The organism is Marinobacter sp. L-46, from assembly GCF_056859535.1.
Genome location: NZ_JBSXOP010000090.1, coordinates 39522 through 65956 on the forward strand (window position 1 = coordinate 39522; position 26435 = coordinate 65956).

Below are 26435 nucleotides of genomic sequence, written 5' to 3' on the forward strand. Positions count from 1 at the left end.
ATGGATGAAAGGCAGTTTGAGCAGGCGCAAGCCCTCACCGAACGCCTGACCCAAGCAGGCATTGAGCAGGCCATGCAGTGCCACCTTGAGCCGCCAATGGAGATGAGCGGCCGGCGGTTCTGCCTTGATTGCTGCGACGAGATAGCCATGGCCAGGCTGAGCGCCAACCCTCGGGCAGTGCGTTGCGTAGACTGTCAGAACGACCACGACCGGAGGCACCGTTGATGGATCTTTCGCAGTTTGATGCCTCCTACGCCAAGCTGGCCCTGGACATTGCCCAGCTGGGCGGCCTGGTGGCGCTGGGGGTATACCAACACCTCACGAGTAAATCCAAGGCCAACGCCAGCGCCATCAACAAAGTTCGCACGGACCTGGAAGACTCGCAGGATCGCCTGGAAGAGCGAATCTCTCGGGCGGAGCGCCGGCAGGATGTGTTCGAGAGTCGCATGGATAATGCGCCAACCCACGCCGACCTATCCAAGGTTTACGACCGCCTGAACGACGTGGCGGAGGATTTATCTTCAGTGGGCGGCCAGATGCGCGGCCTCTCTCACCAGTTATCGATGGTTAACACGTACCTGCTCAACAACAAAGGAGGCCAGGGCCAGTGAATTACCAGGACTTCCAGACCGAAGGCCGCCGGCTCGGGATCTTACGGATCCTCTCCCGGCGCAACATGTTCACCGCCAACGAGTACAGCCTGAACGACGAACTGGCCGGCAACTACGGCCATCACGTCAGTAAGGATCTGCTGCACAGCGACTTGTCCTGGCTTGAAGAGCAAGGACTGGTTATGTGCCAGCAGCCCCGGGCCGGCTGGCTGATCACCCTCACCACCCGAGGCAATGACGTGGCGGAAGGCCGCGCCAGGCAGCCCGGTGTTGCTGCGCCCCGGCCGGAGGTATAAGCATGCCGCCGCGCTCAAAGGTGTACGACTTGCCCCAGGAACTGCGAGACGAGCTGAACGAACGGCTGGTTACCAGCGGTTTTCAGGGCTACGAAGCCTTGACCGAGTGGCTGGCCGAGAACGGCTTTAAGCTCTCGCGCTCCGCCGTGCACCGCTACGGCAGCGCCCTGCAGGAAGAGTTCGACGAAGCCATGAGTGCGGTGCGCAAAAGCACCGAGATGGCCAAGGCCTGGGCAGAGTCTGACGAAGACTCAAAAGGAGCGCTGATGGGCGCCACCTCCCAGATGGTTCAAAACCAGCTGATGCAGATCACCCTGGCGCTCAGCAAGGCTGAGCACGAGCCGGAGAAGGCCGCCAAGCATATGGCCACCGTTAGCCATGCCCTCGCTGATCTGGGCCGGATGACCATCAACCAGAAGAAGTGGGCGCGGGAGGTCCGCAAGGAAGTGGCCCGTGAGGCCGCCGAGAAAGCGGCAGAAGTCGCCAAGCGAGGCGGCCTGTCTGCCGAGGTGGTCAACGATTTGCGCCGGGAATTACTGGGGATTGCGTAGTGCCAAATAACCCGCTTTCTAACGTTCCAGCCGCCAACGCCGACGCTCCGCCGCCGGTGTTGTTGCCTTATCAGCAGGCTTGGATTGCTGACGACAGCCAACTGAAAGTCAGCGAAAAGAGCCGGCGAACGGGCCTCACCTGGGCCGAGTCTGCCGACGATGTGCTGATCGCAGCGGCGGCCAAGGGCGCCGGCGGCCAGAACGTGTATTACATCGGCTACAACCAGGACATGGCCATTGAATACGTGGAGGCCTGCGCCCTGTGGGCCAGAGTCTTTAACCACGCGGCCAGTGCCGTGGAAGAGGGCCTGTGGGAAGACGACAGCGACGATAAGCACATCAAGACCTTCACCATCCGGTTTCCCGACAGCGGCCACCGGATTGTGGCTCTGTCCAGTCGCCCCGCAAACCTTCGGGGTAAGCAGGGCGTGGTGGTCATCGATGAGGCCGCGTTCCACGACCAGCTCGGCGAACTGCTGAAGGCCGCACTGGCGCTGCTGATCTGGGGCGGCAAGGTCCGCGTGATCAGCACCCACAATGGCGACAAGAACCCCTTCAATCTGCTGATCAACGACATCCGCGCCGGCCGGCGTAAGGGCTCGGTGCAGCGGATCACGTTCAAGGAGGCCGTAGCCCAGGGCTTGTATGAACGGGTGTGTATGCGGCTGGGCAAGCCCTGGACCAAAGCCGCCGAGGATGCATGGGTGGCAGAGGTTTACGACTTCTACGGCGCAGCCGCAGACGAAGAGCTGGACGCCATACCTGCCGAGGGCTCTGGCAACTGGCTGCCCAGGGCCTTGGTGGAGGACAGAACCCGCAAAGACATCCCAGTGCTGCGCCTGAAGCTGGACGACGCATTCAAGCAGTGGCCAACGGCCATGCGTGAGGCCGAAATCCGGGATTGGTGCGAAGAGCACCTGAAACCGCTACTGATGAACCTGCCGCCGGATCTCTGGCTGGCCTTTGGCGAAGACTTTGCCCGCCGGATGGACCTCACGGTGATTGTGCCGTTGCTGATCGGCCAGGACCTGGTGCGCCGAACGCCCTTTGTGGTGGAGCTGGCCAACGTGCCGTTTGAGCAGCAGCGACAGATTCTGCACTACATCCTGGACAGAGTGCCCCGCCTGCAGGGCGGCGCAATGGATGCGACCGGTAACGGCGCCTACCTGGCAGAAGTGACTGCCCAGGCATACGGCGGCCACCGGGTGCAGGAGGTGATGCTGTCTGAAGGCTGGTACCGGGAGAACATGCCGCCCCTGAAGGCTGCCTTTGAAGACGGAATGCTGGAGATGCCGGCAGACAGTTACCTGGTAGACGACTTGCGCGCCGTGCAGACCATCAACGGCGTGGCGAAAGTGCCAAACAATTCTCGCAAGGATGGGCGCCATGGGGATTTTGCCATTGCCCTGGCGCTGGCCTACGCGGCCAGCCGGCAGGATCCGGTCGATATTGAGTACACCGCAGCGCCCAGCCCCAAAAGCCGCTGGGATGCCGTAGAGAACAGCTGGGGCGACGACGATGACTTGCCCATTCAGGAGACAGGCGCATGGTAGAGATACTTGACCACCGCGGGGAGCCCATGCCCCGAAAAACCCGCAACGGCCCAACGGTGGAGCCGCAAACTGCCAGTGTTGGCTATCTGTACCGCGAGTTTGCAGACCACCCAAGCCGCGGCCTGACCCCGGCCAAACTGTCCCGCATTTTGGAAGATGGCGAACGCGGCCGGCTGGAAGACCAGGCGCGCCTGGCTGAAGACATGGAGGAGAAAGACGCCCATCTGTTCTCGGAACTGAGCAAGCGCCGGCGCGCTTTGCTGGGGCTGAACTGGCACCTCCGGCCTCCGGAAGAGGCCACGCGCCAGGAGAAGGAGTGGACCAGCCGCATTGAGCGCATTGTGCGGGCCCTGGACTGGGAGGAGATCGTGTATGACGCATCTGCCGCCATCCTCTACGGCTATGCCTGCCTGGAGTACAACTGGGAGCGCACTGAGGGCCAGTGGCGCCTGAAATCTGCCGACTACCGGCAGCCAGACTGGTTTATGACGCCCCAGAACGACAGAGACACGCTGGTGCTGCGAACGCTCGACGGCCGTGGCGAGCAGCTGCGCCAGTGGGGCTGGCTGGTGCACGTGCACAAAGCAAAATCTGGCTACCTGACGCGGGGCGGCCTGGCCCGCATCCTCGCCTGGCCGTACCTGTTCCGCAACTACTCCGCCAGGGATCTGGCTGAGTTCCTGGAGATTCACGGCCTGCCTCTTCGGCTGGGCAAGTATCCGGCCGGCGCCAGCGACACCGAGAAATCCACCCTGATGAAGGCGGTGGTTAACATCGGCCATGCCGCGGCCGGCATCATCCCTCAGGGCATGGAGATTGAGTTCCAGGAGGCGGCCAAAGGCAGCTCCGAGCCCTTTATGGCTATGATGCGCTGGGCAGAGGCCAGCATGAGCAAGGCTATTCTGGGCGGTACTCTCACCAGCCAGACCAGCGAAAGTGGCGGTGGAGCCTATGCTCTGGGGCAGGTACACAACGAGGTGCGCCACGACATCCTGGTTAGTGATGCCCGCCAGATTGCGCGCTCCATCACCCAGCACCTGGTGGATCCGCTCACGCGACTCAACACACCCATGCGACGACTGCCGTCGTTTGTGTTTGAGACTGAGCAGCCAGAAGACATCAAGCTGTATGCAGACGCCCTGCCCAAACTGGGGCGGGCCTTGAGAATCCCGGCCCGCTGGGCCTACGAAAAACTGGGCATTCCCCAGCCGGAGGCAGATGAGGAAGTGCTGGACTTTACGCCCCGGCTGGCTGCGACGCCAGCACCGGTGGCCGCACAGGCCACTGCCGCATTGCGGGCGCAGGCGCGTGACCCGCTGGATGACGCCCCGGATTTGCAGGCGGTAGACGAAGCGCTGGACGCACTGGATTCTGGCGATCTGAATGATGAGATGGTGCCAGTGCTTGCGCCGATCATGGAGGCTGCCGAGCAAGGGCCGGACGTGCTGCTGGGCATGCTGGCCGAGCTTTACCCGGATATGGATACCTCTGGGCTGGAGGAGCGCCTGAGGCGCGCCATGTTTGCCGTAGAGCTGTGGGGTAGCATCGATGCCGAAGAAGAATAAGGCAGACCTGCTGGCCGCGTTCAGCATGGAGCCGAAGGACGCTGTGGCGTTCTTTCGTGCCAAGGGCTTTCGAATTACTGACCAGTGGCAGGAGATGGACGGAGCCGCTCACGCCAAGGCCTTCACCGTGGCCAAGGCCATGCGCATGGATATCCTGGAAGATATCCGCGAGGCCACCGATGCGGCGATCTCCGAAGGGATAACCGAACGCGAGTTCGTCAACCGCCTGGCGCCGGCCCTGAAGAAAAAGGGCTGGTGGGGGAAAGAGACCTGGATAGACGCCCAGGGCAATGAGCGGGAAGTTCAGCTGGGGAGTGTGCACCGGCTGAAGACTATCTTCCGGGCCAACACCTCCACGGCGTACATGGCCGGCCGGTACCGCCGGCAGCTGGCGCTGGTGGACGATCGCCCGTACTGGATGTACCAGGCAATCCTGGACTCGCGCACTCGCCCAAGCCACGCCGCGCTGCACGGCAAGGTGTTCCGGTGGGATGATCCCATCTGGCAGTTCATCTACCCGCCCAACGGCTGGGGCTGTCGCTGCAGCGTTAGAAATCTGTCCGAGCGCAACCTGCAGCGGGAGGGTCTAACGGTCGAAAGCGGCGCGGACTACATTCAGATGGTCACGCGGGAGACTGGCACCAACATGCAGACCGGCGAGGTGATGACCGTGAATCACCCGGTGGTCACCCTGCCGGATGGCCGCACCATGAGCCCGGATCTGGGCTGGGGCCACAACCCCGGCGCCAGCGCATTCGGCACGGACGCAAGCATTGCCGAGAAGCTCGGCCAGATCAGTAACTCGGAGGTACGCACCCAGGTGATCCGGGACCTCAACAGTAGCGACTTGCGCAACGACAGCTTCGCCCGGTGGGTGGACCAGGTGGCTGCTGGCGAAACCACCGGCCAGGGCCGGGCCGCCGCCGGCCTGCTGCCGGACGCCCTGGCAGATGCAGTGCTTCGCCTTACCGGTAGCGCTCCGGGCCGGCTTATGGCGCTCTCCGAGGGCGAGATTCTCCGCCGCGCCCAGGTTCAGGGCGGCATCACCGCCCTGGAGTTCTGGCGGGCCATCCCGCAGCTGCTGCACCGCCCTCAGGCGGTCCTGTGGGATTCGGCTGATCATGCCCTGGTGTATGTGGCTGGCGCGGCACAACAGAGCACCGTGAGCGTTATCCGGGCCCCTTACCCGCTGGCGAGCACCTCTGCTGCGCCGCTGGCATCGAACCTGCAGCCGGTTGTTGTGCGCATTACCGAGCTTGCGGATCGCGCCCGGTACGAACTGCTGGAAGGAACGCTGGAGGGGCTGCTGTAGTCATGAGCCGTATCGAGATCACCCACAACAGTGATGAGGTGCTCCAGGCGCTGAATCGCCTGGTCAATCGCGTGGAGGATCCGGCCCCGGCGATGAAGCGGATCGCCGGGGTGCTGGAAGAGGCTACCGCCCGCGCCTTCGCCACCGAATCCGACCCGGCCACCGGCGTGGCCTGGGATCCACTCTCGGAGGTCACGCTGGCCCTGCGGCCGTACCGCCAGGGCGGTGACCTACTGCAGGACAGCGGCCGCCTGCGCAGTTCCATCGATACCGACTACGGCCGGGACTTCGCCCAGATCGGCACCAATGTGGTCTACGGGCCCACTCACCACTTCGGCGCCAAGCAGGGCGAGTTCGGCACCACCAGCCGTGGCGGCCCCATCCCCTGGGGCGATATCCCCGCCCGCCCGTTTCTGGGTATCGGGCCGGAGGATGAACGCGATATACTGCAGATCGCTGCCGAGCATCTTGCCGGCGCTTTTGAGTGACCGCCTCAGATCGCCTCTAATCGATTCTGACCCTTATTAGCACCAACGGGGCACGTAAAACCAGATAGGCATGCTGGCGGCGATTCTAACGCGTGTCTAACGCGCAATACTTGAGCCGCTCCACCCCGTAGGGGTATTCTCCCCGTCGCCAGGTGCAATTTTCCTCCCGCGCCCACCTCCGGATCACTGCCCGAATCCATTCGCGTTCCTGCCATGCGCGCCAGCTCCCAAACTGGCCCCATGAAAACATCACCCCGCACTCACATCGCTGCCTGCACCACCCGGCTCCGGAAGCCCGGATCGGAGATCCAGCTGTTCCCGGCTGGCGTTTTCCGTGCCCGGGACGGCCGCCCCGAGGGAGTGGCAGGCTGGCGCCTGGACGCTGACGCCGCGCGCCGGCTGGTGGCCCTGGCCACCGAGCGCCAGACCCCGTTCGTGATCGATTACGAGCACCAGACCCTCTACGCCGAGACCTCCGGCAACCCGGCTCCGGCCGCTGCCTGGTTCACCACGCTGGAGTGGCGCGAAGGCGACGGCTTGTACGCCGTGGATGTGCGCTGGACTGAGCGGGCCGCCGCGCTGATTACTGGCGATGAGTACCGCTACCTTTCCCCTGTTTTCAAGTTTGACCCGAATTCCGGTGTGGTTACCGAGCTGCTTATGGCGGCGGTGACCAATAACCCGGCCATTGATGGGATCGCCGATGTGGCGGCTGCCCGTTACCTGCACCAACCACACGAGGAGACCAAACCCGTGGATAAAGAACTGCTGGAATTGCTCGGGCTGGGCGAAGACGCCACCCCTGAGCAGGTTCGAGCGGCTGTTCAGGCACTGATGGACAAAGCCGCAAAGACCGATGAAGACATGGCCGCGCTTCGCGCTCAGGCGGGCAAGCCAGACCCGCAGAAGTATGTGCCCAAAGCTGCGTTCGATGACCTGCATGACCGCGTGACAGCGCTGTCTACCCAGCTGACTACTGGCGAAGTGGACAAGCTGGTCAGTGATGGCCTGGAGGATGGCCGCCTGATGCCCTCGCTGGAGAGCTGGGCCCGAGACCTGGGCAAAAAGGACATTGCAGCACTGCGCGGTTTCCTGGGTAGCGCCCAGCCCATTGAGGCACTGCGAGGCCAGCAAACCAACGGCAAGCAGCCGCCCCAGGGCGACAACCAGCTGACCGAAGAAGAGCTGGCCGTGTGCCGCCACATGAATCAGACGCCAGAGGAGTTCCTCAAAGCCAAGGGCGTCAAGGTTGAGGAGACCAAGGCATGATCATTACTCCGTCACTGCTTACCGCATTGATGACCAGCTTCAAGAAAGAGTACCAGGCTGGTCAAACCATGGCAGACCCCAAGTGGAACATGGTGGCCAGCCGGGTGACCAGTTCGTCCAAGGGCAACACCTACGGCTGGCTGGGCCAGTTCCCGACTTTCCGTGAGTGGGTGGGCGATCGTGTCATCAAAGACATGAAGGCTCACGGCTACGAGATCACCAACAAGCTGTTTGAGTCCACGGTGGGTGTTGCGCGCACCGACATCGAAGACGACAACATTGGCGCCTACGCCATGCTGTTCCAGGAAATGGGCCGCGCAGCCAATATCCACCCCGATGAGCTGGTATTTGCCCTGCTGGCCTCTGGCGGCAGCACTTTGTGCTACGACGGCCAGAACTTCTTCGACAACGAGCACCCGGTTTACCCCGAAGTGGATGGCACTGGCGCGGCTACCCTGGTGGCCAACCAGGATATTCCGGCAACTGATCCTGGTACTGCCTGGTACCTGCTGGATGTCAGTCGCGCCATCAAGCCGCTGATCTACCAGGAGCGCATCCCGGCGGATCTGCAGCAGATGACCAAGAACGACGACGAGCATGTGTTCACCGCCGATGAATATCGCTACGGCGTGCGGGCCCGCTCCAACGTTGGCTTTGGTTTCTGGCAGATGGCGTACAAGAGCCAGCAGCCGCTCACCAAGGAGAACTACGCCAAAGCGCGCACCGCCATGATGAACTTCAAGGCTGATGGCGGCCGCCCGATGGGCGTGCGCCCGACCCTGCTGGTGGTGCCGCCCACACTTGAGCAGGCCGGCTTTGAGGTGCTGAAGGCCGAGCGCGACGCCAACGGCGCAACCAACGTGTACCAGAACTCTGCGGAGCTGCTGGTAACACCCTGGCTGAGCTGAGGAGGTAATTGATGGCCACTCCGAAAAAGCAAACCGACCAGTCTGCCGCCAAGCAGCCTGACGACAAGAGCAAGGAGCGGGGGCCTGCCAAGGATGGCACCTCCTCCGGCGAGGTAACGCTGGAGGTGTATACGCGGCTGGAGCGCCGGATCCGCGCAGGCGTGGTGGTTACCCAGGAGCCGCAAACCGTTGCGGTCTCTGAGGAAACTGCTGCCCTGCTGGAAGCTGACCCGCATATCAGGGTGAAGCGCGCATGAGTTACGCCAGCCAGGCCGACATGATCAGCCGGTTCAGTGAGCGGGAGATGGTTCAGCTCACCGATCGGAGTAATGCCGGAGCGATCGATGCCGTCGTGCTTGATCGCGCCCTGGCTGACGCAACCGCCGAGATAGATGGTTATCTCGCTGCGCGGTACCAGTTGCCACTTACAAGCACCCCGACCGTTCTGGTTCGGGTGTGCTCCGATATGGCTCGGTACCACCTGCACGACGATCACATCCCGGAGGTGGTGGAGACGCGCTATAAGGCGGCGGTTGAGTTGCTGCGCCAGGTGTCTATGGGGCGGGTTTCCCTGGGCGTTAGTGATGCTGGCGACGAGCCCACTTCTAACGATGGCGCTGAAATCCAGTCTGGCGGCCGCGTGTGGGATCGCGCAGACAGCAAAGGGTTTATCTGATGCTGGACTTGACCGCCTGGGCTGAAAGGATTTCGACCGCTGAAGTGCAGGCGTCACTGGCGGCCGACGTTGATGCGGCCAGAAAATCCAGGACGCTGCCCTCTGTGGTGGTGGTTCCTGGCCGTGAGGCGGTCACCGTTGTGCCGATGACGCAGGGCTCCAGGCACAAGATTGTGGTTGAGGTGCTGGTGGTTACCGGGGTTAGCCGGGGCAACCAGCCCCTGGGCGGCCCCATGGTTGATCAGCTTTCAGGAGTGCGCAGGCCGGTTCTGCAGCGCCTGGTGGACTGGATGCCGCCGCCGTTCGGCACATCAACGCCCAGCCGCAGCTGGTACGACTATTTCACGCTTCCGGTGCTGAGTTATGACACAGAGGTGGCCTGGCATGGCGGCCAGCTGCTGTCTATGAGCGACAACGCCATGTACTGGGTAGATGCATTTCGAACGGAGTATTGGTGGACGCCATGAGTAAACGTGTGAAGTTGCCGCAACGCGGCGGGCAGTACCAGCGGGCCAAAGGTGGCGCGCCCAAACCCAAGACCGCCGAGCCGGAGACCCGGGACGACGGAATCAAGAAGACCTCCGGGAAGAAGGAGTAACGCATGTCTGGATTCAAGATGCGCCGGCGCGTGGTGCTGGCAAGCGTAGAGACCACATACGGCACTGATGCAGCGCCGACCGAATCGGCTAACGCTATCCTGGCGCGCACCGTGCAGGTGACGCCGCTGGCTGGCGAGAACATCCAGCGCAACCTGATTCGAGGCCACTTTGGTAACTCCGAAGAGGTTGCCGGCGAAAAGCATGTGGAGCTGCAGCTGGAAGTTGAGCTGGCCGGATCCGGCTCTGCCAGCACCGCACCCAAGTGGGGGCCTTTACTGCGCGCTTGCGGCTTTGCTGAGACGGAAGAGGTGGGCGTCTCGGTATCGTACAACCCGATTACCGGCGGCGAGGAGTCCATCACCTGCTGGATTCACCGGGACGGAGTGCTGCACAAGTTTGTGGGCGGCCGGGGCACAGTGAGCTTCAGCATGTCTACCAACAACATCCCCTACTTCACATTCAACTTCATGGGGATCCTGGGGCCGATCAGTAACGCCCAGATCCCGCAGGCGGACACCAGCGGCTGGATCATGCCAGCTCCCGTCACCAACGCGAACACAACCGCGCTGAGCCTGTTTGGCTCGAACCTGAGCTTTGACCAGTTGAGCTTTGACATCGGCGTGGAGACGGTGAAGCACCAGCTGGTGGGCCGGGAAACGTCCATGCAGATCACGGACCGGCAGCCGACTGGCACCGCCGTGGTAGAAGAGCCGGCCCTGGCGGTGATCGACCTGTACGAAAAGGCCAAGACATCTGCCCGCGGAGCGCTCAGCGTGACCCACGGCAAGGTGGCGGGAAATATCATTGAGATCTCCGCTCCGGCAGTTGGCATTGGCAGCCCGACCGAGCAGGACAAGAACGGCGTACAGATGCTGTCTCTGCCGCTCACCATCAACCCCGACACCGGCAACGATGAGCTGGTGATCACTGTTAAGTAAGGAGCCCTCCCTTATGTTCAAGCTCAACCCCAGTCGCACATTTCGGTACCCGGTTTCCGTGGTGATCTTCGACGGTGACAAGGAGGTTACCGGCCAGTTCACCGCCGAGTTTAAGGTGGCGTCAGCCACTGATCTGAAGCACCCCGAGAACGAAAACAAGCGCCTGCTGGACATTGTGCTGGTTGGCGTGGATGGCGTGGAGGTTTCAGGGGCTGACGGCAAGCCGTTGCAGGGTGACGAACTTCTGGCTGCGCTTAAGGCAGACCCCTCCGTGAGTACAGCCCTGGTTAACGCATACCAGGAGTCCATCACAAAAAAGAACCGACCGAGAACCTGAGGGCGGCAGGCCGGTTCTGGGTGCAAGGTCGTCAGGCAGATCCTGGCGGCCTTGAGTCGGATTTGCAGGCCTTCGGTATCCAGGGAGTGGACACCGAATCGCTGCACCGGGATGGGGATCGGGAGTTCCTGGTCCTGCCGGAAAACTGGGATGCAGTTTTGACTTTTCTCAAGTGTGCAACCCAGTGGCGATATGCAGGGATGGCAGGCGTAAGAACGGGGCTGGATTACACCGCCGTGGATGTGGTGATCCGAATGAGCGACCTGGACGATCCGGCCAGAACGTTCAGCCAGCTCCAGACGATTGAAAGCGGCGCTCTGGAAGCGTTCCGGGAGCAACAGGACTGACCATGGAACAGATGAACCTGACGCTTGCCATCAAGGCAAACAACAAAGGTGTAAGCGGCACTGTGCGGGAGACCGCCCGGGAAGTCCGTGGCCTTCAGGGTTCTCTGACAGGTACCGCCACTGCCGCCCAGGCCAACACTCGCCAGATGGCGGGCCTGACCACGGCCGGGCAAGAAGCCAACCGGATGTTCCGCCTTCAGAAGGGCTCGCTTCAGCAGGCTGGCTATCAGTTTCAGGACTTCTTTGTACAAGTCGGCTCTGGCACCAGCGCGTTTGTCGCGCTAGGTCAGCAAGGCTCTCAGCTGCTCGGAATTCTGGGGCCCGGTGGCGCGTTACTTGGTGCTGTGCTCGCCATCGGCAGCGTTATTGGTGGATCGCTAGTTGCTTCTATGGGCGAGGGCGAGGATGCCACCAAGGCCCTTGATGCAGCCATGAAGTCCCTGGATGAAACCATCGAGGATAACGATGGCATACCCACGCTTACCCGAGAGATCAGAGATCTTGCCAGGGAAAGCGAGGTGGCCGCTCGTGCGCGCATCGTATCCGCGATGGCGGCAGCCGAGGAGGCATCCCGCCAGTCAGCCCGCGCCATTCGAGACTCTTTTGATGATATTGCCGACACTGTTGGCTTTTCAGACCTATCGGACTTCTTCGAGGGTGCGCCGTTTGGGCGGGCAGTTGGTGGCGCGGTCATTGATCTCCGTGACTCGCTTGGGCTTGCGGGCGATGAAGGTGTCGAGGCTGCACGCCGGATCTTCCTTGCCCTGAGAACGTTAGATGCAAACCCGGTTATCGAAAACTTCCGCGTTCTCGAACAAACCGTGGCGGAAATCTCCACTACTTTGGGGCGCGAGAGTGATCCGCTGCAGAATCTGGTTGGCAGCATTGGAGAGTTCTTTGATTCTGCCCGCACTGCAGAAGAGCGAGCCCAGTTCCTAAGGGATACGCTTTCGGATCTGGCGGGAGCCGCAGGCGGCGATGCCGTTGAAGCCGTTGATGAGCTGATCGGAAAGCTTCGCGTACAAGCCGAAACCCAGGGCAAGAGCACCCTGGAGATGATTGAGTACAACCGCCAGGTGGACATTGCCGCTGCGCGGGACGCAAAGGCTGGCGCAGAAAAGATCGGGCTGATCAATACCTACTACGACCAAATCTACCAGCACGAGCAGGCGGCGATCGCCACCAAGAAAGAGGAGGAGGCGCAGCGGGAGCTTACTCGCGCGCAGCGCGAATATCAGCAGTCCGTCATGGCCCTGGTGAACGAGCTGGACCCTCTTGGCGCTGAGTTTGAGTCTGTTTACGAAAAGCAGCAGCTCCTAATCGAGGCGGCGGCAAACGGAGATATCTCAGAGTCCTATCGTGACACTCTGATTGCCAACCTGGTGGAAGGCATGGCCGACGCCGGCGATGAAGGCGGCGCAGATTTCGCTGAGAAAGTGGAAAAGCAAATGTCTGCTGCGGGCCAGCGTGTAGCCAGCAGTTTGCAGAGCGCTATCACCTCCGGCGACTGGGATGGAATCGGTGCCAGCATTGGTGGGGCGCTAGCTGGAGCGATCGGAGGCATGGTTACGGATGCCCTGACTGAGCAGATGGCTGGCCAAGCCGCGGCTGGGATTTTTGGCCCCATTGCCGGGGCGGTTGCCGGCGGCATTGCAGGACTTGCTGTAAACAAGATTTCCGACTGGCTCTCCGGCGACGACTGGGACCCAACCGAAGACCGCCAGGCGCGCCAGGGCACCGGCACCGTACTCGGTGATATCAACGCAAAATCAGAGAGCATTCGCCGTGCCGTGGAAGGCTCGGAGAGCGGTATCGGCCAGCTGGTAGGCATCAACCAGGGCATGCTTCAGGCCCTACAAACCCTACAGCTGGGCATTGGTGGCGCGGTTGATATGGTTGCGCGGCAGCGGGCCGGTATAGAGTTTTCGGCCCCCGGGAAATTAACCCGCGGGCAGCAATCCGCCGCCGGCCTGGCTTCGGCTGTGACGTTTGGGAGCGCCGGGGTTTTCGGCGACATTCTCGCCCCGGCATTTGAGGCTATTGATGGGGTTTTGGGCGGGGCTCTAACTGACGCGGCTGAATTTCTCGATGACATAACGTTTGGCCTGTTGTCCGATATCGGCAGCTCGGTGTTTGGTGGTGACCAGAAGGTGGTGGATGAAGGCATCCGGATCATTGGCGGCAACATCAACGATCTGGTGAACCGAACGCTGGTACAGGCCTACGCCACTATTAAAGAGGATGGCGGCTGGTTCAGCAGCGATAAGCGTTTTGACCGCTTCCAGAACATTGCCACAAATCAGTTTTCGCTGGCGTTCGAGTCCATCTACAACGCTGTAGAACAGAGCGCCGGCGCCCTGGGCATTGATGCCAACCGGCGCCTGGCAAACTTCACCGTTCGGACTCAGCGGATCAGCCTGGAAGATCTCAGTGCCGCAGAACAGCAGGCCGAGCTGGAGGCCTATTTCAGCACGGTATTCGATGACCTGGCCGGTGCCGCCATTCCGTTCCTGGAGGATTTTCAGCGCGCTGGCGAGGGCCTGGGCGAAACTCTGGCGCGGGTTGCAAACCAGACGCTGGTGACACAAGAGGCCGTCAGCCGCCTGGGCGTGCAGTTCACGGACCTGACCGGTGAGGAGCTGGTGAGAGCGTCCGAACGGCTGATGGACGCCGCCGGCGGCGTTGAGCAGTTCATTGCCTCGATGGAGGGGTTCATCGACACCTTCGCCTCCGACGCCAGGCAGTTCGAGCTAGCTCAGTTAGACCTCAGCCGCGCGCTTGGGCAGGCCAATCTGACCATGCCAGCCACCCGCGAAGGGTATTACGAGCTGCTGCGCGCACAAAATGGCGCGACGGAAGCCGGTGCCAAAAATATCGCCACACTTCTGAAGCTGCGCGACTCGGCAGACGAGTACTACACCTACCTGGAAGATTCTCAGGCGGAAGCGACTGGCGCTCAGCGGGAGTTGCTGGGCCAACAGCGCAGCGAGGTGCAGGCGGCGCTGCGAGAGGCTGAGCAGGCCTCCGGTGCCATAGCCAATGCGCTGGGCGGCATGCTGCCTGCCTCTGCCGCATTCCAGCAGGCGGAGCGCGGGCGTGCCCTTGATCTGTTGCGTGGCATGGCCCGCTCTGGCTCGGTGAGTTACGACGATACATTCACTGATGCCTTGAGCGCCGCTACCAGCATTAGCGCTCGGGATTACGGGTCCATGGCGGACTACATACGAGACGTGGCTGCCACCGGTGCCGTGCTGACAGATCTGCAGGCGATCACAGATGAGCAGGTGGCGGTTGAAGAGCGAATGCTGGACAGCCTGGATCGGCAGCTTGATGCGGTTGAGTCCGGCACTCAGGCGATTGTGTCTGAGCTGACGCAGATTGAGCGCACGTTAAGTGGTAGCGCCTCACCAACGGTGGCTGCTTCGTCCGTTCCGGCTGTGCGGGTTTCCGGTGTGTCTGCGCCGGCCGATGGTGGCGAGGTGCGGCGAGAGATCCAGTTGCTTCGATCAGAGCTTGCAGAAAGCCAGCGAACTCTCAGCAGGCATGCGGCAAAAACCGCCGAGATTCTGGAGTACATCGAAGTTTATGGGATTGGGGTGCGTGAACAATGAAGATCATTGAACCGCTGAGGCTGGATGGCGAGGGCGTTGTGTCAAGCAATGCTCCGGATGATGTGGCGATCCCGTGGGAGCCAGTGGGGGTGGACCTGTATCAGGGGCGCAGCAAGATCATGACGACGGCAGTAGGCAATAAGGTTTATGCGATCGACTACACCCCTAGTGCCGTCCAAGACCCAATCAAGGTTTACAACACCGACACTCAGGTGACTGAGCCGCTGGAGCTTGATGGCATGGGGGGTGTGCTGTCCTCGGTGCTGGTGAGCCCGAATGGCAATTATCTGGCTCTGGTTGAGGCGAGTTTTGCGGGCTGGTCGACGCGGTATTCGATGAACATCTACTCGCTCGCCACAGGCCTGAAGGTTTACTCAAGGAGCCACACCGCAAACTCTGGCCGTGTCAGCGACTCCGATGTGCGCCGCGGGATGGCATGGTCTCCAGACTCGACAAAGTTCGCGTTCTGGGCGTTCAAGGAAGATCTGGGCAACACCGAGAACGGCGGTGTGCGGGCTCACGTGTATGTGGTCAACACATCCACCTGGACAGCCGTTGAGAGCCAGCAGACGCCGTTTAACTTCCGTAGCGATGTGAGCATTAAGCCGGCAGCAAATGATTCTTACAGAGATCTATGTTGGTCAGCGGATGGCGGCTACGTTTACGTGTCCGGCACCTCCTCCCAGACTTATTTGGGCAATGAGCACTTCATGCTGAAAATTGCCGCCGGTACCGGGGCTGTTTCTGCCGTGGTATCAGACGGCAACGAAAGCCTGTTGGTGTTCAACGAACTGCGCTCGGAGATCATTGCCACGACGGGCGCTGAGTGCCGGGTATACTCCGCGTCATCGATGGCGGTGCAGTCAGACCGCCCACTATTTTCCACGATATCTCGCTATGCCACTGACCCGATTATCGTTCTTAATAGCGGGAAGCTGTACGTTAGAGCGCGCTCTGGAGTGGAGCTGCACACCACGTTTGACCTCTCGGACTATTCAAATGATGGGCCGCTAAACCCTGCAACGCCCATTGACCTGGACTCTGAGTCTGCCGATCACTATGTCACCCGAACGGTCAGCAATGGGTTTGGCTTGCTATCAAAGGCAAATTTTTCGGCAGTTGAGTCGGCTAACCCTCAGGTGTATCCGGGGAGTATTTACACGCGCAACCAGCGGCTGTACGAGGTTTTGTTGCCAAACAGCGACCGACCCGAGGATGGCGTTGTGTTGGAGTCGCCGACCTGGCTGGACCTGGGCGCCATTAATCGCCTTCGAATGATCGACGAAACAATCGGAACGTACACCGAGGCTCCGGACTACTTGGAGATCCTGGTTGCTCCGTCCGAGCTGGTGGACGGCATCGGCCTGTTCAATCTAACGGCTGCCAGTTACCAGATTGAGCTGCTGGATGACGCCGGCGAGCCGGTTTTCAGTACCGGTGAGATCTCCCTCATTGATGTGTCTGGGGTGCACGGTTGGTACTCCTATTTCAACGACGAGCCCGCCTGGCAGACCGATGCTGTGCAGACGGCGTTGCCTCCGTATCGTGGCGCCACTATTCGAATCACTGTGCAGGGGCTGGGCGGCACCGCCCGGGTTGGCGAGCTTGTGGCTGGCCGGGTGCGAGACCTGGGCGACCTGGAGTTCGGTGCTGACACCGGGATCCTCGACTTCAGCCGCAAAGATCGTGACGAATTTGGCGTGGTGCGGCTGATTGAGGGGCAGTACAGCAATCGGGTTCGCTACCCAGTCAGCATTCGCAGCGCCCGAATCCTCGGCGTTCGCCAGATCCTAACCCGGTTGCGCGGCAGAAAGTTCGTGTTTATCGGCGATGAGTCGGCCCCGGAAACCTTCCTGTACGGCTTCTACCGAAGTTTCAGCCTGGTGCGGAAGGGGCCGATTTATTCAGAGTGTTCAATCCAAGCGGAGAGTTTAGCGCAATGAGCGAAGTACCTCAGATCCCAGAAATGTCCGAGCCGCCCAGCAAGCTGGATGACGGCATCACCTACACCAAAAAAGCTGATGATTTTGTGGCTGATTTTATTCCCTTTCGGGAAGGGGCCAATGCGGTTGCGGTGTTTGTTAACGCGAAGGCTGGCGAGGCGAGCGACTCCGCCCAGGCCGCTTCCGGTTCAGCTTCTCAGGCGGCCGAGTCAAAGACCGCAGCAGCAGAAGCGGTTCGGGCAGCAGAAGGCGCGGCCCGAACTTACGACAATGTCGGTGACGGCTTGGCGGCCACTGGCGAGGGCGAGTACTTCACAGTCCCTTCAACCGAAAACACCGGCTACCTGGACCTGTTCAAGAACGAGGCGGGATCCGCCGCCCTGAAGCGCACCTCCGCCAGTGACGGCGTTGTGGTGGCTGCTGAGCTGGCCCGGGATGATGCCGTAACCGCCAGAAACGCAGCCCAGGCGGCAGCCAACTTCATCGGTCTCTGGTCTGCCCAGACCGGTGCGGCCACCGTGCCAACAACCGTGCTGCACAACGATCAGTACTGGCAGCTCACGGCGGATATCGCCGATATCACCGCCTCCGAACCGAGCAGCTCTAACGCCGACTGGGACAACATCGGCAACACCTTGAGCAAGGCCCCGGCCATGCTCGATGGCCTGCGCCGGTCCGTCGAAGCGTCCAGCGGTGGCCGAATGACCGTCTTCTACACCGCCAAAGGCCAGCCCAGCTACTTCGTCCGTCAAGGCAAGTTTTTGTGTGAGGACATCGCCCCCGGCGGCGAGCTTGGCACAGGTGTGCATGAGGCCTTTCTATTTAACGGTGTAGAGGATGCCGAGATCTGGGTAGGCGCTTATCAGGGGGCTGTGATAAACGGTGAAGGGGTCAGCCAGCCGGGGCTGCCTCCCACTGTTAGCGTTAATTACGACCAGCAGAGAGCATACTGCCAAGCCTGCGGTCCAGGCTTTGATAGCGCCACAATCTGGGACTGGGCTGCGATCGCGCTCTGGTGCATGGCCAACGGCGTCCAGCCTCGCGGAAACACCAACTATGGCCGCCACCACGATAATCGCTGGGAGACCGGCACCCGGCAGGACAACGGCACGCCCGGCGAGAGCGCTGGAGTCGGCAATACGCTCACCGGCTCCGGCCCGGTGCAGTGGCGTCACGATCAGACCATGGCGGGCATCGCGGATATGGTGGGCAACGTCTGGGAGTGGCTCGTCGGCATGAAGATGGTGGCTGGCCGGGTGCTGTTCAGTCCGGATAACGGCATCGTGGATGAGTCGCTGTACACCGATTCGCTGTTCGACATCCCCGGCAATGGCACTTGGTCGGCAATGGATTCTACGGGAGCCAGCGAAGCGCTCAAGCGCGCCCTGATCGTGCCCAAAGGTGTGGATGACCCCTTGGGCTACCTCTACACGAATCTGACAGGCGAACGGCTCCCGATCCGGGGCGGCTCTCGCGGCAATGGCGGCAATGCCGGCCTTGCGGCGCTGTACCTCAACAACGAGCGCACGTCTGCGAGCAGCACTATCGGGTTTCGCCCCCGCTTTCGCAATCCGTAATCCGTAACCCTGCAATCTGTTTGCCCTGCGGTAGCAGGGCGTTAGGAACGAGAGGCCCATGAACCAGGAAGATCTGCAAATCAGGCTAAAAGTGGAGGAGATGATCCACTACGGGTACGCCGCCCTGCGGCAGTTCCCGAAGTCCGAGAAGCATGTGCTGTCGGCGGAGATCCGCCAGTGCATGTACCGGATTCTGCGCCTGGTCATTGTGTGTAACCGCCGTTACTACAAAAAGACCACCATGCAGGATCTGGACTCCGAGTTGGATCTGCTCCGATCACTGGTGCGCCTGAGCAAGGATCTCGGCTTCCTGCCGTTTCGGCAGTATGAGGTCTGGTCACGCCACAACGACCAGATCGGCCGCTACCTGGGTAGATGGATGCAGTGGATGAAACAGGAGGCGGCCAAGCGTCAGGCTGCCTCGAAAGGACAAGGACGATAAATGGAAGGCTCTGGCGTTAAGTGGCTCCCGATCCGGGGCGGCAATCGCAACAATGGCGGCAATGCCGGCCTTGCGGCGCTGAACCTCAACAACGAGCGCACGAATGCGAACAACAATATCGGGTTTCGCCCCCGCTCTCAGCTCGTGAGTGGCCAGAAGTTGCCCGGCTACGGCCGTGCTTCCAGTGCCCAGCTGAAAGGACGCCAGATCCACGGCAGGAGCCGAAAAATAGTTAGAGTGCTGCGCGTAGTATCCAGCACGGAGAGGCCTGCAGTACTCGCCTTACAAGGAACGAGAATGGCCAAGACATTCAACGGAATATTCGAACAGATAATCACCTTCGACGCCCTGTATCAGGGGTATATCAGCGCCCGGAAGGGTAAGCGGAAAAGCTGGCCCTGCCGGCACTTCGAGAAAGACCTGGAAGGTAATCTCATTCAGCTGCAGAACGACCTGATCTGGGGCCAGTACCAGTGCGGCCCGTATCGCAGCTTTTATGTCACCGAGCCAAAGCGCCGGAAGATTACTGCCCTGAAGCTCTTCCGCGATCGTGTGGTTCAGCACGCCATCGTGAGCGCGATAGAGCCGATCTGGGAGGCCAGGTTCGTCGGGCACAGCTACGCCTGCCGGGTTGGCAAGGGCACCCACGCGGGCGCCAACAAGGCGCAGGAAATGCTGAAGGAGTGCCTCCGGAAGCATGGCCGGGTTTATGTTCTTAAGGCTGATATCAGCAAGTACTTTGCCAGCATCGACCATGACATCCTGCTGCAGCTGCTGCGCAAGCGCCTGGCAGATCGCCGTCTGATGGCCGTTATTGAGAATATCGTCCGAAGCTACAGCGAGCCTGAAACGCCAGGCAAAGGCTTGCCAATCGGCAACCTGACCAGCCAACTGTTCGCCAACATCTACATGGACGCGTTCGACCAGTGGATGAAGTGCCGAAAGCGCGAGCATTGGTACATTCGATACATGGATGACTTCGTGGTCATTCATCCCGACAAGCGCCACCTGCAGGCGCTGAGAATTGACGCTGAGCGCTGGCTGGCCGACAACCTCGACCTGAGCACCAATCACAAAACCAGCGTTTTCCCGGTATCTCATAGCGGCGGTCGCGGTCTGGACTTCCTCGGCTACCACCTTTGGCCGAATGCCCGCCGGCTCCGTAGGGCGAGCCTGAGACGTTTCGGGCGTCAGCTCAAACAATGGCAAGCCGCTTACGCGGGCGGCGAGATAGATCTGGCCGACATCCGCCAGAACCTTCACAGCTGGGTGAATCACGCCCGGCACGGCAACGCCGTCCAGGCGATTGCCAGCATGCTCAACAAAACCACCTTTAGGAGATCCGCTGATGGATACCGAGAACCAGGACCCGATGCTGGAAGAAGAAACAGTAGTAGAAACCCACGAAGAGTGGGCACTAAGAAAGCGGCGTGAGCGCATGCAGGTAACACGGTATCAAGCGAAAGCGGCGTTGTTGGATGCTGGTCTGCTGGATCAGTGCGAAGCGATTGTGGCGGCCAGCGATGATCCGCAGCTGAAGATTGCCTGGCAGGAAGCCGGGTTCATTCGCAGGTCTGCGTTCGTTGATTACGTCGGCGCTCAGCTGGATCTGACGCCTGAGCAGCTGGATGAGCTGTTCATTGCTGCTGCAAAGATTAAGTAGGAGGCGGCCGTGAAGGTAATCGTTCATTTCTGTAAGAGTGAAGATTTGGGCGGGCGCATCCTGCGCCTGTTCTTGATGAGCAAGTGGAATCACGTGGCGATTCAGGTTGGGGATGCGGTTTACGAGGCCGTTTCCTGGGGCGGAGTCATTCGCAGGCCCTATAGCCAGTTCGCAAAGTCTTGGCATCGTGTTGCAAGCGTTGAGGTGGAGGTGGCTGAGCCCCTTACTTTGTACAAGTTTCTCAGCATGCAGCTTGGCAAACCCTACGACTGGAAGGCAATTCTGGCCTTTCCGTTCCGTGGCAGCTGGCAAAGTCATGAAGCGTGGTTCTGCAGCGAGCTGGTCTATGAGGCCTTGATGGTGTGCGGTGGCATGCTGCCAGACAGGCTCCCGTCGAACCGTGTAACGCCTCGCGATCTCTGGGTAGCCTTGCCCTAATCTAACGCCGCCACCCTTGCCCGTTAGAGTTCGGGTTTTGGGGTGGCGAATCCCCGCTTTAAGCCGTAAATCTAACGCTCTACACTGTGCCAAACATGACGCCTCACGGTGCCAAGTCCGTCGCGGCGCTACAGACACAGCAGATCCCATCAACTTTGCTGACAACATTGCGAACCTGACAACCCCACTGGATCTGGCTCTGGTTGAGGTGCTCGATGATGCGGTCATCCCGAACTCGGCGGATGCCATCTGGGGTGGTGCGCCACTCACGGGCACCCTCACCTCGCCGGACGGCAGCGTAAGCCTCACGGTCAACAGCTTCAACGCACCACTAGCAGGTTCCCAGCCTCTGGCACTGACCGGCACCCCGGTGACCACAATCAATGTGGGTACCCACTCCGGCCCGGTGTCACCGCTTGATCCGGCCTTTGCGCAGATCGTGATAGAGACGCTGACGCTACTTGGTACAGCCGCTCCGTAATTCTGAAACTAAAGCAATAACAAGAAACCCCGGGTCTTGATCCGGGGTTTCTTGTTTTCATCGATCAAAAACTCAGAATTTCTGTATCGGGCACCCCAACTGCCTCTGCCCCAAACCATCCCCCCTGTCTTTCTCAACCACCATCCCCCGCGCCACAATCTGCGGATGCTCTGCAGCCTCCTCAATCGTCAACACCGGCTCCACACAGGCATCCACCTCTGCAAAAACCTCCCGCCACTCGGCAAACGTTTTCCCGGCAATCTTCTCTTTAATCGCCGCTTTCAGCCTTTGCTGATGCTCCGGGTTCTGGCTCAAGGCAAAGCTCTTCATTTCGCTGATGCCCAGCGTGTCGCACAGCCGTGCCGAGAACTGCGGTTCCAGGCTACCAACAGACAACCAGCGGCCATCGCTGGTCTGGTAGTAGTCGTAGAAAGTACCGCCATTGAGCATGCCGCCCTCGGGTTTCTGCTCCACACCGCCAGCCAGTGCGGCGGCGCCGGCCATGGCGTTGAGGGCGAAGGCAGCGTCGGTCATGCTGATGTCGATGAAAGCGCCCTGCCCGGTTTGCTGGCGCTGGATCACGGCGGCGAGGATACCCATCACGGCGTGATGGGAGCCCCCGGCAACATCGGCAATCTGGATACCCATGGGGGGCGGGCCGCTGTCGGCGCGGCCGCAGTGGCTGGCAACGCCGGAGATGGCCAGGTAGTTGATGTCGTGGCCGGCGCGGTCTTTGTAGGGGCCGGTCTGGCCATAGCCGGTGATGGCGCAGTAGATGAGCTTCGGATTGATGGCTTTCAGGGTTTCATAACCCACCCCAAGGCGGTCCATTACGCCAGGACGGAATTGCTCCACCACGATGTCGTAGTCCTTCACCAGTTCCTTGATCTTCTCCACGCTTTCCGGCTGCTTCAGGTTGAGCTCCAGGGTTTGCTTGCCACGGCTCAGGTAAGAAAACGTGGTGCTGAACTTGCCATCAAAGGGCGGCATTACCTTGGCCAGGTCTACCCGGTCGGGGGCTTCTACCCTCAGCACTTCGGCGCCCATGTCAGCCAGCATCATGGTGGCGTAGGGGCCGGGCAGCAGGGTGCTGAAATCCAGGACTTTCAGGGTACTCAGTGGGCAGGGCATGGAGGTGCTCCTTCTCGTTGTTATGGGTATAGGGTTACTGTGCATCATGCTGCCGTGTTTTGCCGGCGGGGCCAACTGCCGGTTACTTCATTCCGATTGGCAGTTTCTTCCAATGGCCGGCAAATCATGTGGTTGCATTGTGGCGCCGGCCACTTATGATGAAACACGTTTTTAATTTTGGCCCAGGTTATGTCTACCCTCACGGTTTCCAAACACTTTGTTGAAGCATCCCTGTCCGGCGCACAAAGGCTGGGGCTGGATGTGCACGAGTTGTTGCAGGAAGCCGGTATCTCGCCGGATTTGTTGCGTATCGAGAAAGCGCGGGTCAGTAGTGATCAGTTCAGCACCCTGATGCAGGTAATCTGGAGCCGCACCGGCGATGAGTTTATGGGGCTGGGTTCACGCCGGGCCCGCTCAGGCACCTTTGCCACCATGTGTGCGCTGGTGATCGATTGCCAAACCCTGGAAGAGGTGTATCAGCGGGCATTCCAGTTCTCCCGCCTGTTCGAACCCATGGTGGCCATGGAGCTGGAAGTGGGCGAAGACAGCGCCCGGCTGGTGACGCGAATCGAAGGTGAAATACACGATCCGGACTACTACCTTCGGGAAAGCATTCTGGTGATCTGGCACCGCTTAGGCAGCTGGCTGATCGGCCAGCCGGTGGAACTGGAGAAAGCCGAGTTCAACTACCCGCGGCCGGAGCATGGCGATGAGTACCGCCATATCTTCCACTGCCCGCTGAGCTTTGACTCTGATTGCACCGCCCTCACCTTCAGCAAGCGCTTTTTGTCTGCCCCGGTGATCCGGGACAAGCCGGAGATGCGGCAATTTCTGAAAACTTCCCCTGCGGACCTGCTATCCCGGCCGGATGAAAGCAACACCTGGACCGGCCGCATCCGGGGCCTGATTGGCCGGGATTTTTCCAGGCCCATGCCGGATTTCGACTGGATTGCCCAGGAGTTGCACACCAGCCCGCAAACCCTGCGCCGAAGGCTGAAGCAGGAAAACACGTCGTTTCAGGAGATCAAGGATTTACTGCGGCGGGATATGGCCATCTACTACCTGAGCCATCAGGAGTTGCCGATTAACGATATTGCCGAGAGAGTGGGTTTTACCGAGCCCTCCACCTTCCACCGGGCCTTCAAGAAGTGGACCGGGGTTACCCCGGGCGCCTGGCGGGAAGGCGAACGGGGCGACCTGGTGCAATAATGCCCGCTCAGGAGCCAGAACGGCCCTGTTGCAGGTTACGAATTAGCCTACCCAGGGTCTGGGCCGCCTCCCGGGCTTTGTCCTGGTTCTGGGCCATCTGGAACAGGCGGGAGCCGTCCCTCGGGTCGTATACCCAGCAGGCGGCGACAGCGGGCTCGCAATCCCAGCGCAGCTGAGGGTTTACACCGAACACAGGCAACACGCCGGTTTTACGCACAAAGCTGTTATCCAGCTCCCGGCGAATCTCCTGGACATTCACGTTGCTGTTATCAATCGTCACCTGGTACTGAATGTCGGCAGGCCGGTCCAGCCGCACCACGGTTTTGTCCCTTCGCCAGCCTGCGGTATCCAGCACCGCATTCAGGTGAATAACCAGCGCTTCCCGGTCCGTTCTGGCCAGGTACAGCTGGCGCAGGGTTTTCAGGCTTTCCTGTCCGGCCGGTTCGATCACGGCAACCGGCTCTGCTACCTGCGCAGCGCCTTCAGCCAGAGCGCGTACGTTATCCCGGTTTACCTTCTCGATATCGGTAATCAGCTTCAGGGATTCCTGATAATGCTGGCCTTCTGCGCCCGCCTGACTTACGTAGGTTTCCAGTGCCGCCCGGGCTTCATTCAGGTGATTGGCCTTGAGCATTGCGCGGCCGCGATAATAGTGGTACTCCGCCGGTTTCTCACCTTCCATCGCCTGCAGGCGGTTCAGGAACTCGCCGGCCTCGGCCCAGTTGTCAGCCTGCACGGCCGCTTCGGTGGCCAGCATCAGCCGGCGGATTTCATGCTCGGGCTCCAGGGCAAACGCCTGTCCGGAAAAGGCCGCCAGCGCGGAAGACAGCACCAGGCCGGCCAGCCATGAACGCTTTGCCAGCGTTTGCCGCTTGTTCGATACCAACATTCTGCTACTCCTGAGTCTTCTCTGTGCTGTCTTCAGGCTCATCGGGCTCGTAAGGGTCGTCCGCATCTACCTCAGCCTGTTCCGTAATACTTTTGGGCAACTCTTTTTTAACCCGCACGCCCAGTTCCACAAACCGGTTGGCCTGGGAAATCAAGTTACCGCGGCCACGGGTCAGGGTATTCATGGCGTTGTCGTAGGTGCCCTGCGCGGTGTGCAGCTGGCTGCCCAAACGCTCCATAGCTTCCACAAACACCCGCAGTTTGTCGTACACCGCGCTGGCCCTGTCGGCAATGCGCCGGGCATTCTGACTTTGCCGTTCGTACCGCCAGATGTTCTCGATTGTCCGCAGGGTGGCCAGCAAGGTGGTGGGTGTCACCACAATAATCTTTCGCTCGAAGGCTTCCGCGAACAAGTTCTCGTCCTGCTGGAATGCTGCCACAAAAGCCGGCTCAATGGGCATGAACAAAAATACAAAGTCCGGTGAATGCAGGCCATTCAGCTGGCTGTAGTCTTTCTCGCTCAGGGTTCGGATGTGGTTGCGCACGGCTTCTACGTGCTGTTTAAGGGCCTCTTCACGGGCGCTGTCCGCCTCTGCCACCACCCATTGCTGATAAGCCACCAGCGAAACCTTGGAGTCGATCACCAGGTTGCGCTGGTCTGGCAGGTGCACAATCACATCCGGGCGCAGCAGCTGGTTGTCGTCATCCCGGTAGCTGCCCTGGGTTTCATACTCCACGCCCTTGCGCAGGCCCGAGCGCTCCAGCACCCGCTCCAGAATCAGCTCACCCCAGTTGCCCTGCACTTTCTTGTCCCCTTTCAGGGCCCGGGTCAGGTTGGCGGCTTCTTCGGTAATCTGCCGGTTCAGCTCCTGCAGGGATTTGATCTCGCTGCGCAGGGCCTGGCGGTCGCGGGTTTCGGTGGTGTAAACGTCCTCCACCCGTTTGCGGAAGTCCTGTAACTGGTCGCGGAACGGGTTGAGCAAGGAATCCAGGCTGGTTCTGGACTGCTGGCTGAAGCGCTCGCTCTTCTGGTCGAAAATGCGGTTGGCCAGGTTCTCGAATTCCTGTTTCAGGGCATCCCGGTTGCGTTCCAGCAGTTCCAGCTTTTCATTGGCATTGCGGCGTTCCTTATCCAGGGTTACCTGCTGCTCCCGCAGATCGGCTTTCAGTTCGGTTACCTGGTTACGCCAGCCTTCAATCGCCGCTTCCAGCTTTGCCGACCGCGTTCTCTGCTCTGTCAGCGACTGCTCCAGGTGCTGAACCTGCTGGCTGTGAAGGGCGCCAGCATGCTGCTGCCCGGCTTTTAGCCTGAACAGCGCCCACAGCGTCAGCACCAGCAGAACAACGCAGGCCGCAATCAGCCCCAGAAACCAGCCCGCCATCCACTCGGGGCGATCAGCCATTGCCCGGATGAGTACGTCTGTCACAAGATTGAACTCCTTGATACGGGAACCATCAAACCCGACAGTGTACCTGATTGCCACAAGCTTGTTACGGTGGCGGAACCACCACGCAAATCGGGTATCGACTGTTTGGCAATTAAAGGAATTGTATTGATCTGTTGCTGGACGCCCGCCGTAAATTCATCTAAAACGGATTAAC

Annotated in this window: 29 protein-coding genes; 26 read left to right on the forward strand and 3 right to left on the reverse strand. The window is 60.6% G+C overall.

Annotation, left to right across the window (positions count from 1 at the left end; translation table 11 throughout):
* The 25 genes from AC13DJ_RS16505 to AC13DJ_RS16625 all read left to right on the forward strand — a co-directional run bounded on the left by AC13DJ_RS16505 (window position 1) and on the right by AC13DJ_RS16625 (window position 21605).
* Window positions 1-225, forward strand: a complete 225-nt coding sequence (locus tag AC13DJ_RS16505; RefSeq protein ID WP_474540629.1) for a TraR/DksA C4-type zinc finger protein — start codon at window positions 1-3, stop codon at window positions 223-225.
* Window positions 225-611: a hypothetical protein gene (locus tag AC13DJ_RS16510; RefSeq protein ID WP_482933804.1), complete on the forward strand. Its 387-nt coding sequence runs from the start codon at window positions 225-227 to the stop codon at window positions 609-611. The genes AC13DJ_RS16505 and AC13DJ_RS16510 overlap by 1 nt, the downstream gene beginning before the upstream one ends.
* Entirely contained in the window at window positions 608-907 is a 300-nt protein-coding gene (locus AC13DJ_RS16515; protein ID WP_474540627.1) for a VpaChn25_0724 family phage protein, read from the forward strand. Before AC13DJ_RS16510 ends, AC13DJ_RS16515 begins: the two co-directional genes overlap by 4 nt.
* A gap of 2 nt (window positions 908-909) precedes the next feature.
* Window positions 910-1458: a DUF3486 family protein gene (locus AC13DJ_RS16520; protein WP_482933805.1), complete on the forward strand. Its 549-nt coding sequence runs from the start codon at window positions 910-912 to the stop codon at window positions 1456-1458.
* Window positions 1458-3011: a hypothetical protein gene (locus AC13DJ_RS16525; protein ID WP_482933806.1), complete on the forward strand. Its 1554-nt coding sequence runs from the start codon at window positions 1458-1460 to the stop codon at window positions 3009-3011. The genes AC13DJ_RS16520 and AC13DJ_RS16525 overlap by 1 nt, the downstream gene beginning before the upstream one ends.
* Window positions 3005-4576 carry a DUF935 domain-containing protein gene (locus tag AC13DJ_RS16530; RefSeq protein ID WP_482933807.1) on the forward strand — a complete coding sequence of 524 codons (1572 nt, stop codon included), beginning with the start codon at window positions 3005-3007 and terminating at the stop codon, window positions 4574-4576. The genes AC13DJ_RS16525 and AC13DJ_RS16530 overlap by 7 nt, the downstream gene beginning before the upstream one ends.
* Window positions 4560-5888, forward strand: a complete 1329-nt coding sequence (locus AC13DJ_RS16535) for a phage head morphogenesis protein (RefSeq protein WP_482933808.1) — start codon at window positions 4560-4562, stop codon at window positions 5886-5888. Before AC13DJ_RS16530 ends, AC13DJ_RS16535 begins: the two co-directional genes overlap by 17 nt.
* A 2-nt stretch (window positions 5889-5890) precedes the next feature.
* Window positions 5891-6376: a phage virion morphogenesis protein gene (locus AC13DJ_RS16540; RefSeq protein ID WP_482933809.1), complete on the forward strand. Its 486-nt coding sequence runs from the start codon at window positions 5891-5893 to the stop codon at window positions 6374-6376.
* Window positions 6377-6616: 240 nt separating this feature from the next.
* Window positions 6617-7645 carry a phage protease gene (locus AC13DJ_RS16545; RefSeq protein WP_482933810.1) on the forward strand — a complete coding sequence of 343 codons (1029 nt, stop codon included), beginning with the start codon at window positions 6617-6619 and terminating at the stop codon, window positions 7643-7645.
* A complete protein-coding gene (locus tag AC13DJ_RS16550) occupies window positions 7642-8553 on the forward strand; it encodes a Mu-like prophage major head subunit gpT family protein (RefSeq protein ID WP_482933811.1) in 912 nt (303 codons plus the stop codon). The genes AC13DJ_RS16545 and AC13DJ_RS16550 overlap by 4 nt, the downstream gene beginning before the upstream one ends.
* Before the next feature lie 11 nt (window positions 8554-8564).
* Complete coding sequence (locus tag AC13DJ_RS16555) at window positions 8565-8810, forward strand: hypothetical protein (protein WP_482933812.1); 246 nt, start codon at window positions 8565-8567, stop codon at window positions 8808-8810.
* On the forward strand, window positions 8807-9229 hold the full coding sequence (locus AC13DJ_RS16560; RefSeq protein ID WP_482933813.1) for a gp436 family protein: 423 nt from the start codon (window positions 8807-8809) through the stop codon (window positions 9227-9229). The genes AC13DJ_RS16555 and AC13DJ_RS16560 overlap by 4 nt, the downstream gene beginning before the upstream one ends.
* Window positions 9229-9696 (forward strand): phage tail terminator protein, encoded by a 468-nt coding sequence (locus tag AC13DJ_RS16565; RefSeq protein WP_482933814.1) that lies wholly within the window; start codon window positions 9229-9231, stop codon window positions 9694-9696. Before AC13DJ_RS16560 ends, AC13DJ_RS16565 begins: the two co-directional genes overlap by 1 nt.
* Window positions 9693-9827, forward strand: coding sequence for a hypothetical protein (locus AC13DJ_RS16570; protein WP_482933815.1), 135 nt, complete (start codon window positions 9693-9695; stop codon window positions 9825-9827). The genes AC13DJ_RS16565 and AC13DJ_RS16570 overlap by 4 nt, the downstream gene beginning before the upstream one ends.
* 3 nt (window positions 9828-9830) lie before the next feature.
* Entirely contained in the window at window positions 9831-10766 is a 936-nt protein-coding gene (locus tag AC13DJ_RS16575; protein ID WP_482933816.1) for a phage tail tube protein, read from the forward strand.
* Between the two features lie 13 nt (window positions 10767-10779).
* On the forward strand, window positions 10780-11103 hold the full coding sequence (locus AC13DJ_RS16580; RefSeq protein ID WP_482933817.1) for a hypothetical protein: 324 nt from the start codon (window positions 10780-10782) through the stop codon (window positions 11101-11103).
* Between the two features lie 20 nt (window positions 11104-11123).
* Window positions 11124-11450, forward strand: coding sequence for a DUF1799 domain-containing protein (locus AC13DJ_RS16585; protein WP_474540614.1), 327 nt, complete (start codon window positions 11124-11126; stop codon window positions 11448-11450).
* A gap of 2 nt (window positions 11451-11452) precedes the next feature.
* Window positions 11453-15061, forward strand: coding sequence for a hypothetical protein (locus AC13DJ_RS16590; RefSeq protein WP_482933818.1), 3609 nt, complete (start codon window positions 11453-11455; stop codon window positions 15059-15061).
* Window positions 15058-17004: a hypothetical protein gene (locus AC13DJ_RS16595; RefSeq protein ID WP_482933819.1), complete on the forward strand. Its 1947-nt coding sequence runs from the start codon at window positions 15058-15060 to the stop codon at window positions 17002-17004. The genes AC13DJ_RS16590 and AC13DJ_RS16595 overlap by 4 nt, the downstream gene beginning before the upstream one ends.
* Window positions 17001-18581 carry an SUMF1/EgtB/PvdO family nonheme iron enzyme gene (locus tag AC13DJ_RS16600; RefSeq protein WP_482933820.1) on the forward strand — a complete coding sequence of 527 codons (1581 nt, stop codon included), beginning with the start codon at window positions 17001-17003 and terminating at the stop codon, window positions 18579-18581. The genes AC13DJ_RS16595 and AC13DJ_RS16600 overlap by 4 nt, the downstream gene beginning before the upstream one ends.
* 58 nt (window positions 18582-18639) lie before the next feature.
* Entirely contained in the window at window positions 18640-19023 is a 384-nt protein-coding gene (avd, locus tag AC13DJ_RS16605) for a diversity-generating retroelement protein Avd (RefSeq protein WP_482933821.1), read from the forward strand.
* Window positions 19024-20457, forward strand: coding sequence for a reverse transcriptase/maturase family protein (locus AC13DJ_RS16610; protein WP_482933822.1), 1434 nt, complete (start codon window positions 19024-19026; stop codon window positions 20455-20457).
* Window positions 20372-20686 carry a hypothetical protein gene (locus tag AC13DJ_RS16615; protein ID WP_482933823.1) on the forward strand — a complete coding sequence of 105 codons (315 nt, stop codon included), beginning with the start codon at window positions 20372-20374 and terminating at the stop codon, window positions 20684-20686. Before AC13DJ_RS16610 ends, AC13DJ_RS16615 begins: the two co-directional genes overlap by 86 nt.
* A gap of 9 nt (window positions 20687-20695) precedes the next feature.
* Window positions 20696-21124, forward strand: a complete 429-nt coding sequence (locus AC13DJ_RS16620) for a hypothetical protein (protein ID WP_482933824.1) — start codon at window positions 20696-20698, stop codon at window positions 21122-21124.
* Between the two features lie 208 nt (window positions 21125-21332).
* Window positions 21333-21605: a hypothetical protein gene (locus tag AC13DJ_RS16625; protein WP_482933825.1), complete on the forward strand. Its 273-nt coding sequence runs from the start codon at window positions 21333-21335 to the stop codon at window positions 21603-21605.
* A gap of 72 nt (window positions 21606-21677) precedes the next feature.
* Here AC13DJ_RS16625 and AC13DJ_RS16630 read toward each other — a convergent pair whose 3' ends face one another.
* The gene (locus tag AC13DJ_RS16630) at window positions 21678-22736 is read right to left on the reverse strand and encodes a CaiB/BaiF CoA transferase family protein (protein WP_482933826.1); all 1059 of its coding nucleotides are present in this window, start codon (window positions 22734-22736) and stop codon (window positions 21678-21680) included.
* Window positions 22737-22925: 189 nt separating this feature from the next.
* Between AC13DJ_RS16630 and AC13DJ_RS16635 the strand changes: the two genes are divergently transcribed.
* A complete protein-coding gene (locus AC13DJ_RS16635) occupies window positions 22926-23945 on the forward strand; it encodes an AraC family transcriptional regulator (RefSeq protein WP_482933827.1) in 1020 nt (339 codons plus the stop codon).
* Window positions 23946-23952: 7 nt separating this feature from the next.
* Here AC13DJ_RS16635 and AC13DJ_RS16640 read toward each other — a convergent pair whose 3' ends face one another.
* Together AC13DJ_RS16640 and AC13DJ_RS16645 are read right to left on the reverse strand one after the other, a co-directional pair.
* Complete coding sequence (locus tag AC13DJ_RS16640) at window positions 23953-24834, reverse strand: tetratricopeptide repeat protein (protein ID WP_473802112.1); 882 nt, start codon at window positions 24832-24834, stop codon at window positions 23953-23955.
* 4 nt (window positions 24835-24838) lie between these two features.
* A complete protein-coding gene (locus AC13DJ_RS16645; RefSeq protein ID WP_473802132.1) occupies window positions 24839-26236 on the reverse strand; it encodes a DNA recombination protein RmuC in 1398 nt (465 codons plus the stop codon).
* Between the last annotated feature and the right edge of the window lie 199 nt (window positions 26237-26435).

Coding starts and splice junctions, on each gene's coding strand:
- AC13DJ_RS16505 (WP_474540629.1), top strand. CDS start 1: ATGGATGAAAGGCAGTTTGAGCAGGCGCAAGCCCTCACCGAACGCCTG.
- AC13DJ_RS16510 (WP_482933804.1), top strand. CDS start 225: ATGGATCTTTCGCAGTTTGATGCCTCCTACGCCAAGCTGGCCCTGGAC.
- AC13DJ_RS16520 (WP_482933805.1), top strand. CDS start 910: ATGCCGCCGCGCTCAAAGGTGTACGACTTGCCCCAGGAACTGCGAGAC.
- AC13DJ_RS16530 (WP_482933807.1), top strand. CDS start 3,005: ATGGTAGAGATACTTGACCACCGCGGGGAGCCCATGCCCCGAAAAACC.
- AC13DJ_RS16535 (WP_482933808.1), top strand. CDS start 4,560: ATGCCGAAGAAGAATAAGGCAGACCTGCTGGCCGCGTTCAGCATGGAG.
- AC13DJ_RS16540 (WP_482933809.1), top strand. CDS start 5,891: ATGAGCCGTATCGAGATCACCCACAACAGTGATGAGGTGCTCCAGGCG.
- AC13DJ_RS16545 (WP_482933810.1), top strand. CDS start 6,617: ATGAAAACATCACCCCGCACTCACATCGCTGCCTGCACCACCCGGCTC.
- AC13DJ_RS16550 (WP_482933811.1), top strand. CDS start 7,642: ATGATCATTACTCCGTCACTGCTTACCGCATTGATGACCAGCTTCAAG.
- AC13DJ_RS16555 (WP_482933812.1), top strand. CDS start 8,565: ATGGCCACTCCGAAAAAGCAAACCGACCAGTCTGCCGCCAAGCAGCCT.
- AC13DJ_RS16560 (WP_482933813.1), top strand. CDS start 8,807: ATGAGTTACGCCAGCCAGGCCGACATGATCAGCCGGTTCAGTGAGCGG.
- AC13DJ_RS16565 (WP_482933814.1), top strand. CDS start 9,229: ATGCTGGACTTGACCGCCTGGGCTGAAAGGATTTCGACCGCTGAAGTG.
- AC13DJ_RS16570 (WP_482933815.1), top strand. CDS start 9,693: ATGAGTAAACGTGTGAAGTTGCCGCAACGCGGCGGGCAGTACCAGCGG.
- AC13DJ_RS16575 (WP_482933816.1), top strand. CDS start 9,831: ATGTCTGGATTCAAGATGCGCCGGCGCGTGGTGCTGGCAAGCGTAGAG.
- AC13DJ_RS16580 (WP_482933817.1), top strand. CDS start 10,780: ATGTTCAAGCTCAACCCCAGTCGCACATTTCGGTACCCGGTTTCCGTG.
- AC13DJ_RS16590 (WP_482933818.1), top strand. CDS start 11,453: ATGGAACAGATGAACCTGACGCTTGCCATCAAGGCAAACAACAAAGGT.
- AC13DJ_RS16595 (WP_482933819.1), top strand. CDS start 15,058: ATGAAGATCATTGAACCGCTGAGGCTGGATGGCGAGGGCGTTGTGTCA.
- AC13DJ_RS16600 (WP_482933820.1), top strand. CDS start 17,001: ATGAGCGAAGTACCTCAGATCCCAGAAATGTCCGAGCCGCCCAGCAAG.
- avd (WP_482933821.1), top strand. CDS start 18,640: ATGAACCAGGAAGATCTGCAAATCAGGCTAAAAGTGGAGGAGATGATC.
- AC13DJ_RS16610 (WP_482933822.1), top strand. CDS start 19,024: ATGGAAGGCTCTGGCGTTAAGTGGCTCCCGATCCGGGGCGGCAATCGC.
- AC13DJ_RS16615 (WP_482933823.1), top strand. CDS start 20,372: ATGGATACCGAGAACCAGGACCCGATGCTGGAAGAAGAAACAGTAGTA.
- AC13DJ_RS16630 (WP_482933826.1), bottom strand. CDS start 22,736: ATGCCCTGCCCACTGAGTACCCTGAAAGTCCTGGATTTCAGCACCCTG.
- AC13DJ_RS16635 (WP_482933827.1), top strand. CDS start 22,926: ATGTCTACCCTCACGGTTTCCAAACACTTTGTTGAAGCATCCCTGTCC.
- AC13DJ_RS16640 (WP_473802112.1), bottom strand. CDS start 24,834: ATGTTGGTATCGAACAAGCGGCAAACGCTGGCAAAGCGTTCATGGCTG.
- AC13DJ_RS16645 (WP_473802132.1), bottom strand. CDS start 26,236: ATGGCTGATCGCCCCGAGTGGATGGCGGGCTGGTTTCTGGGGCTGATT.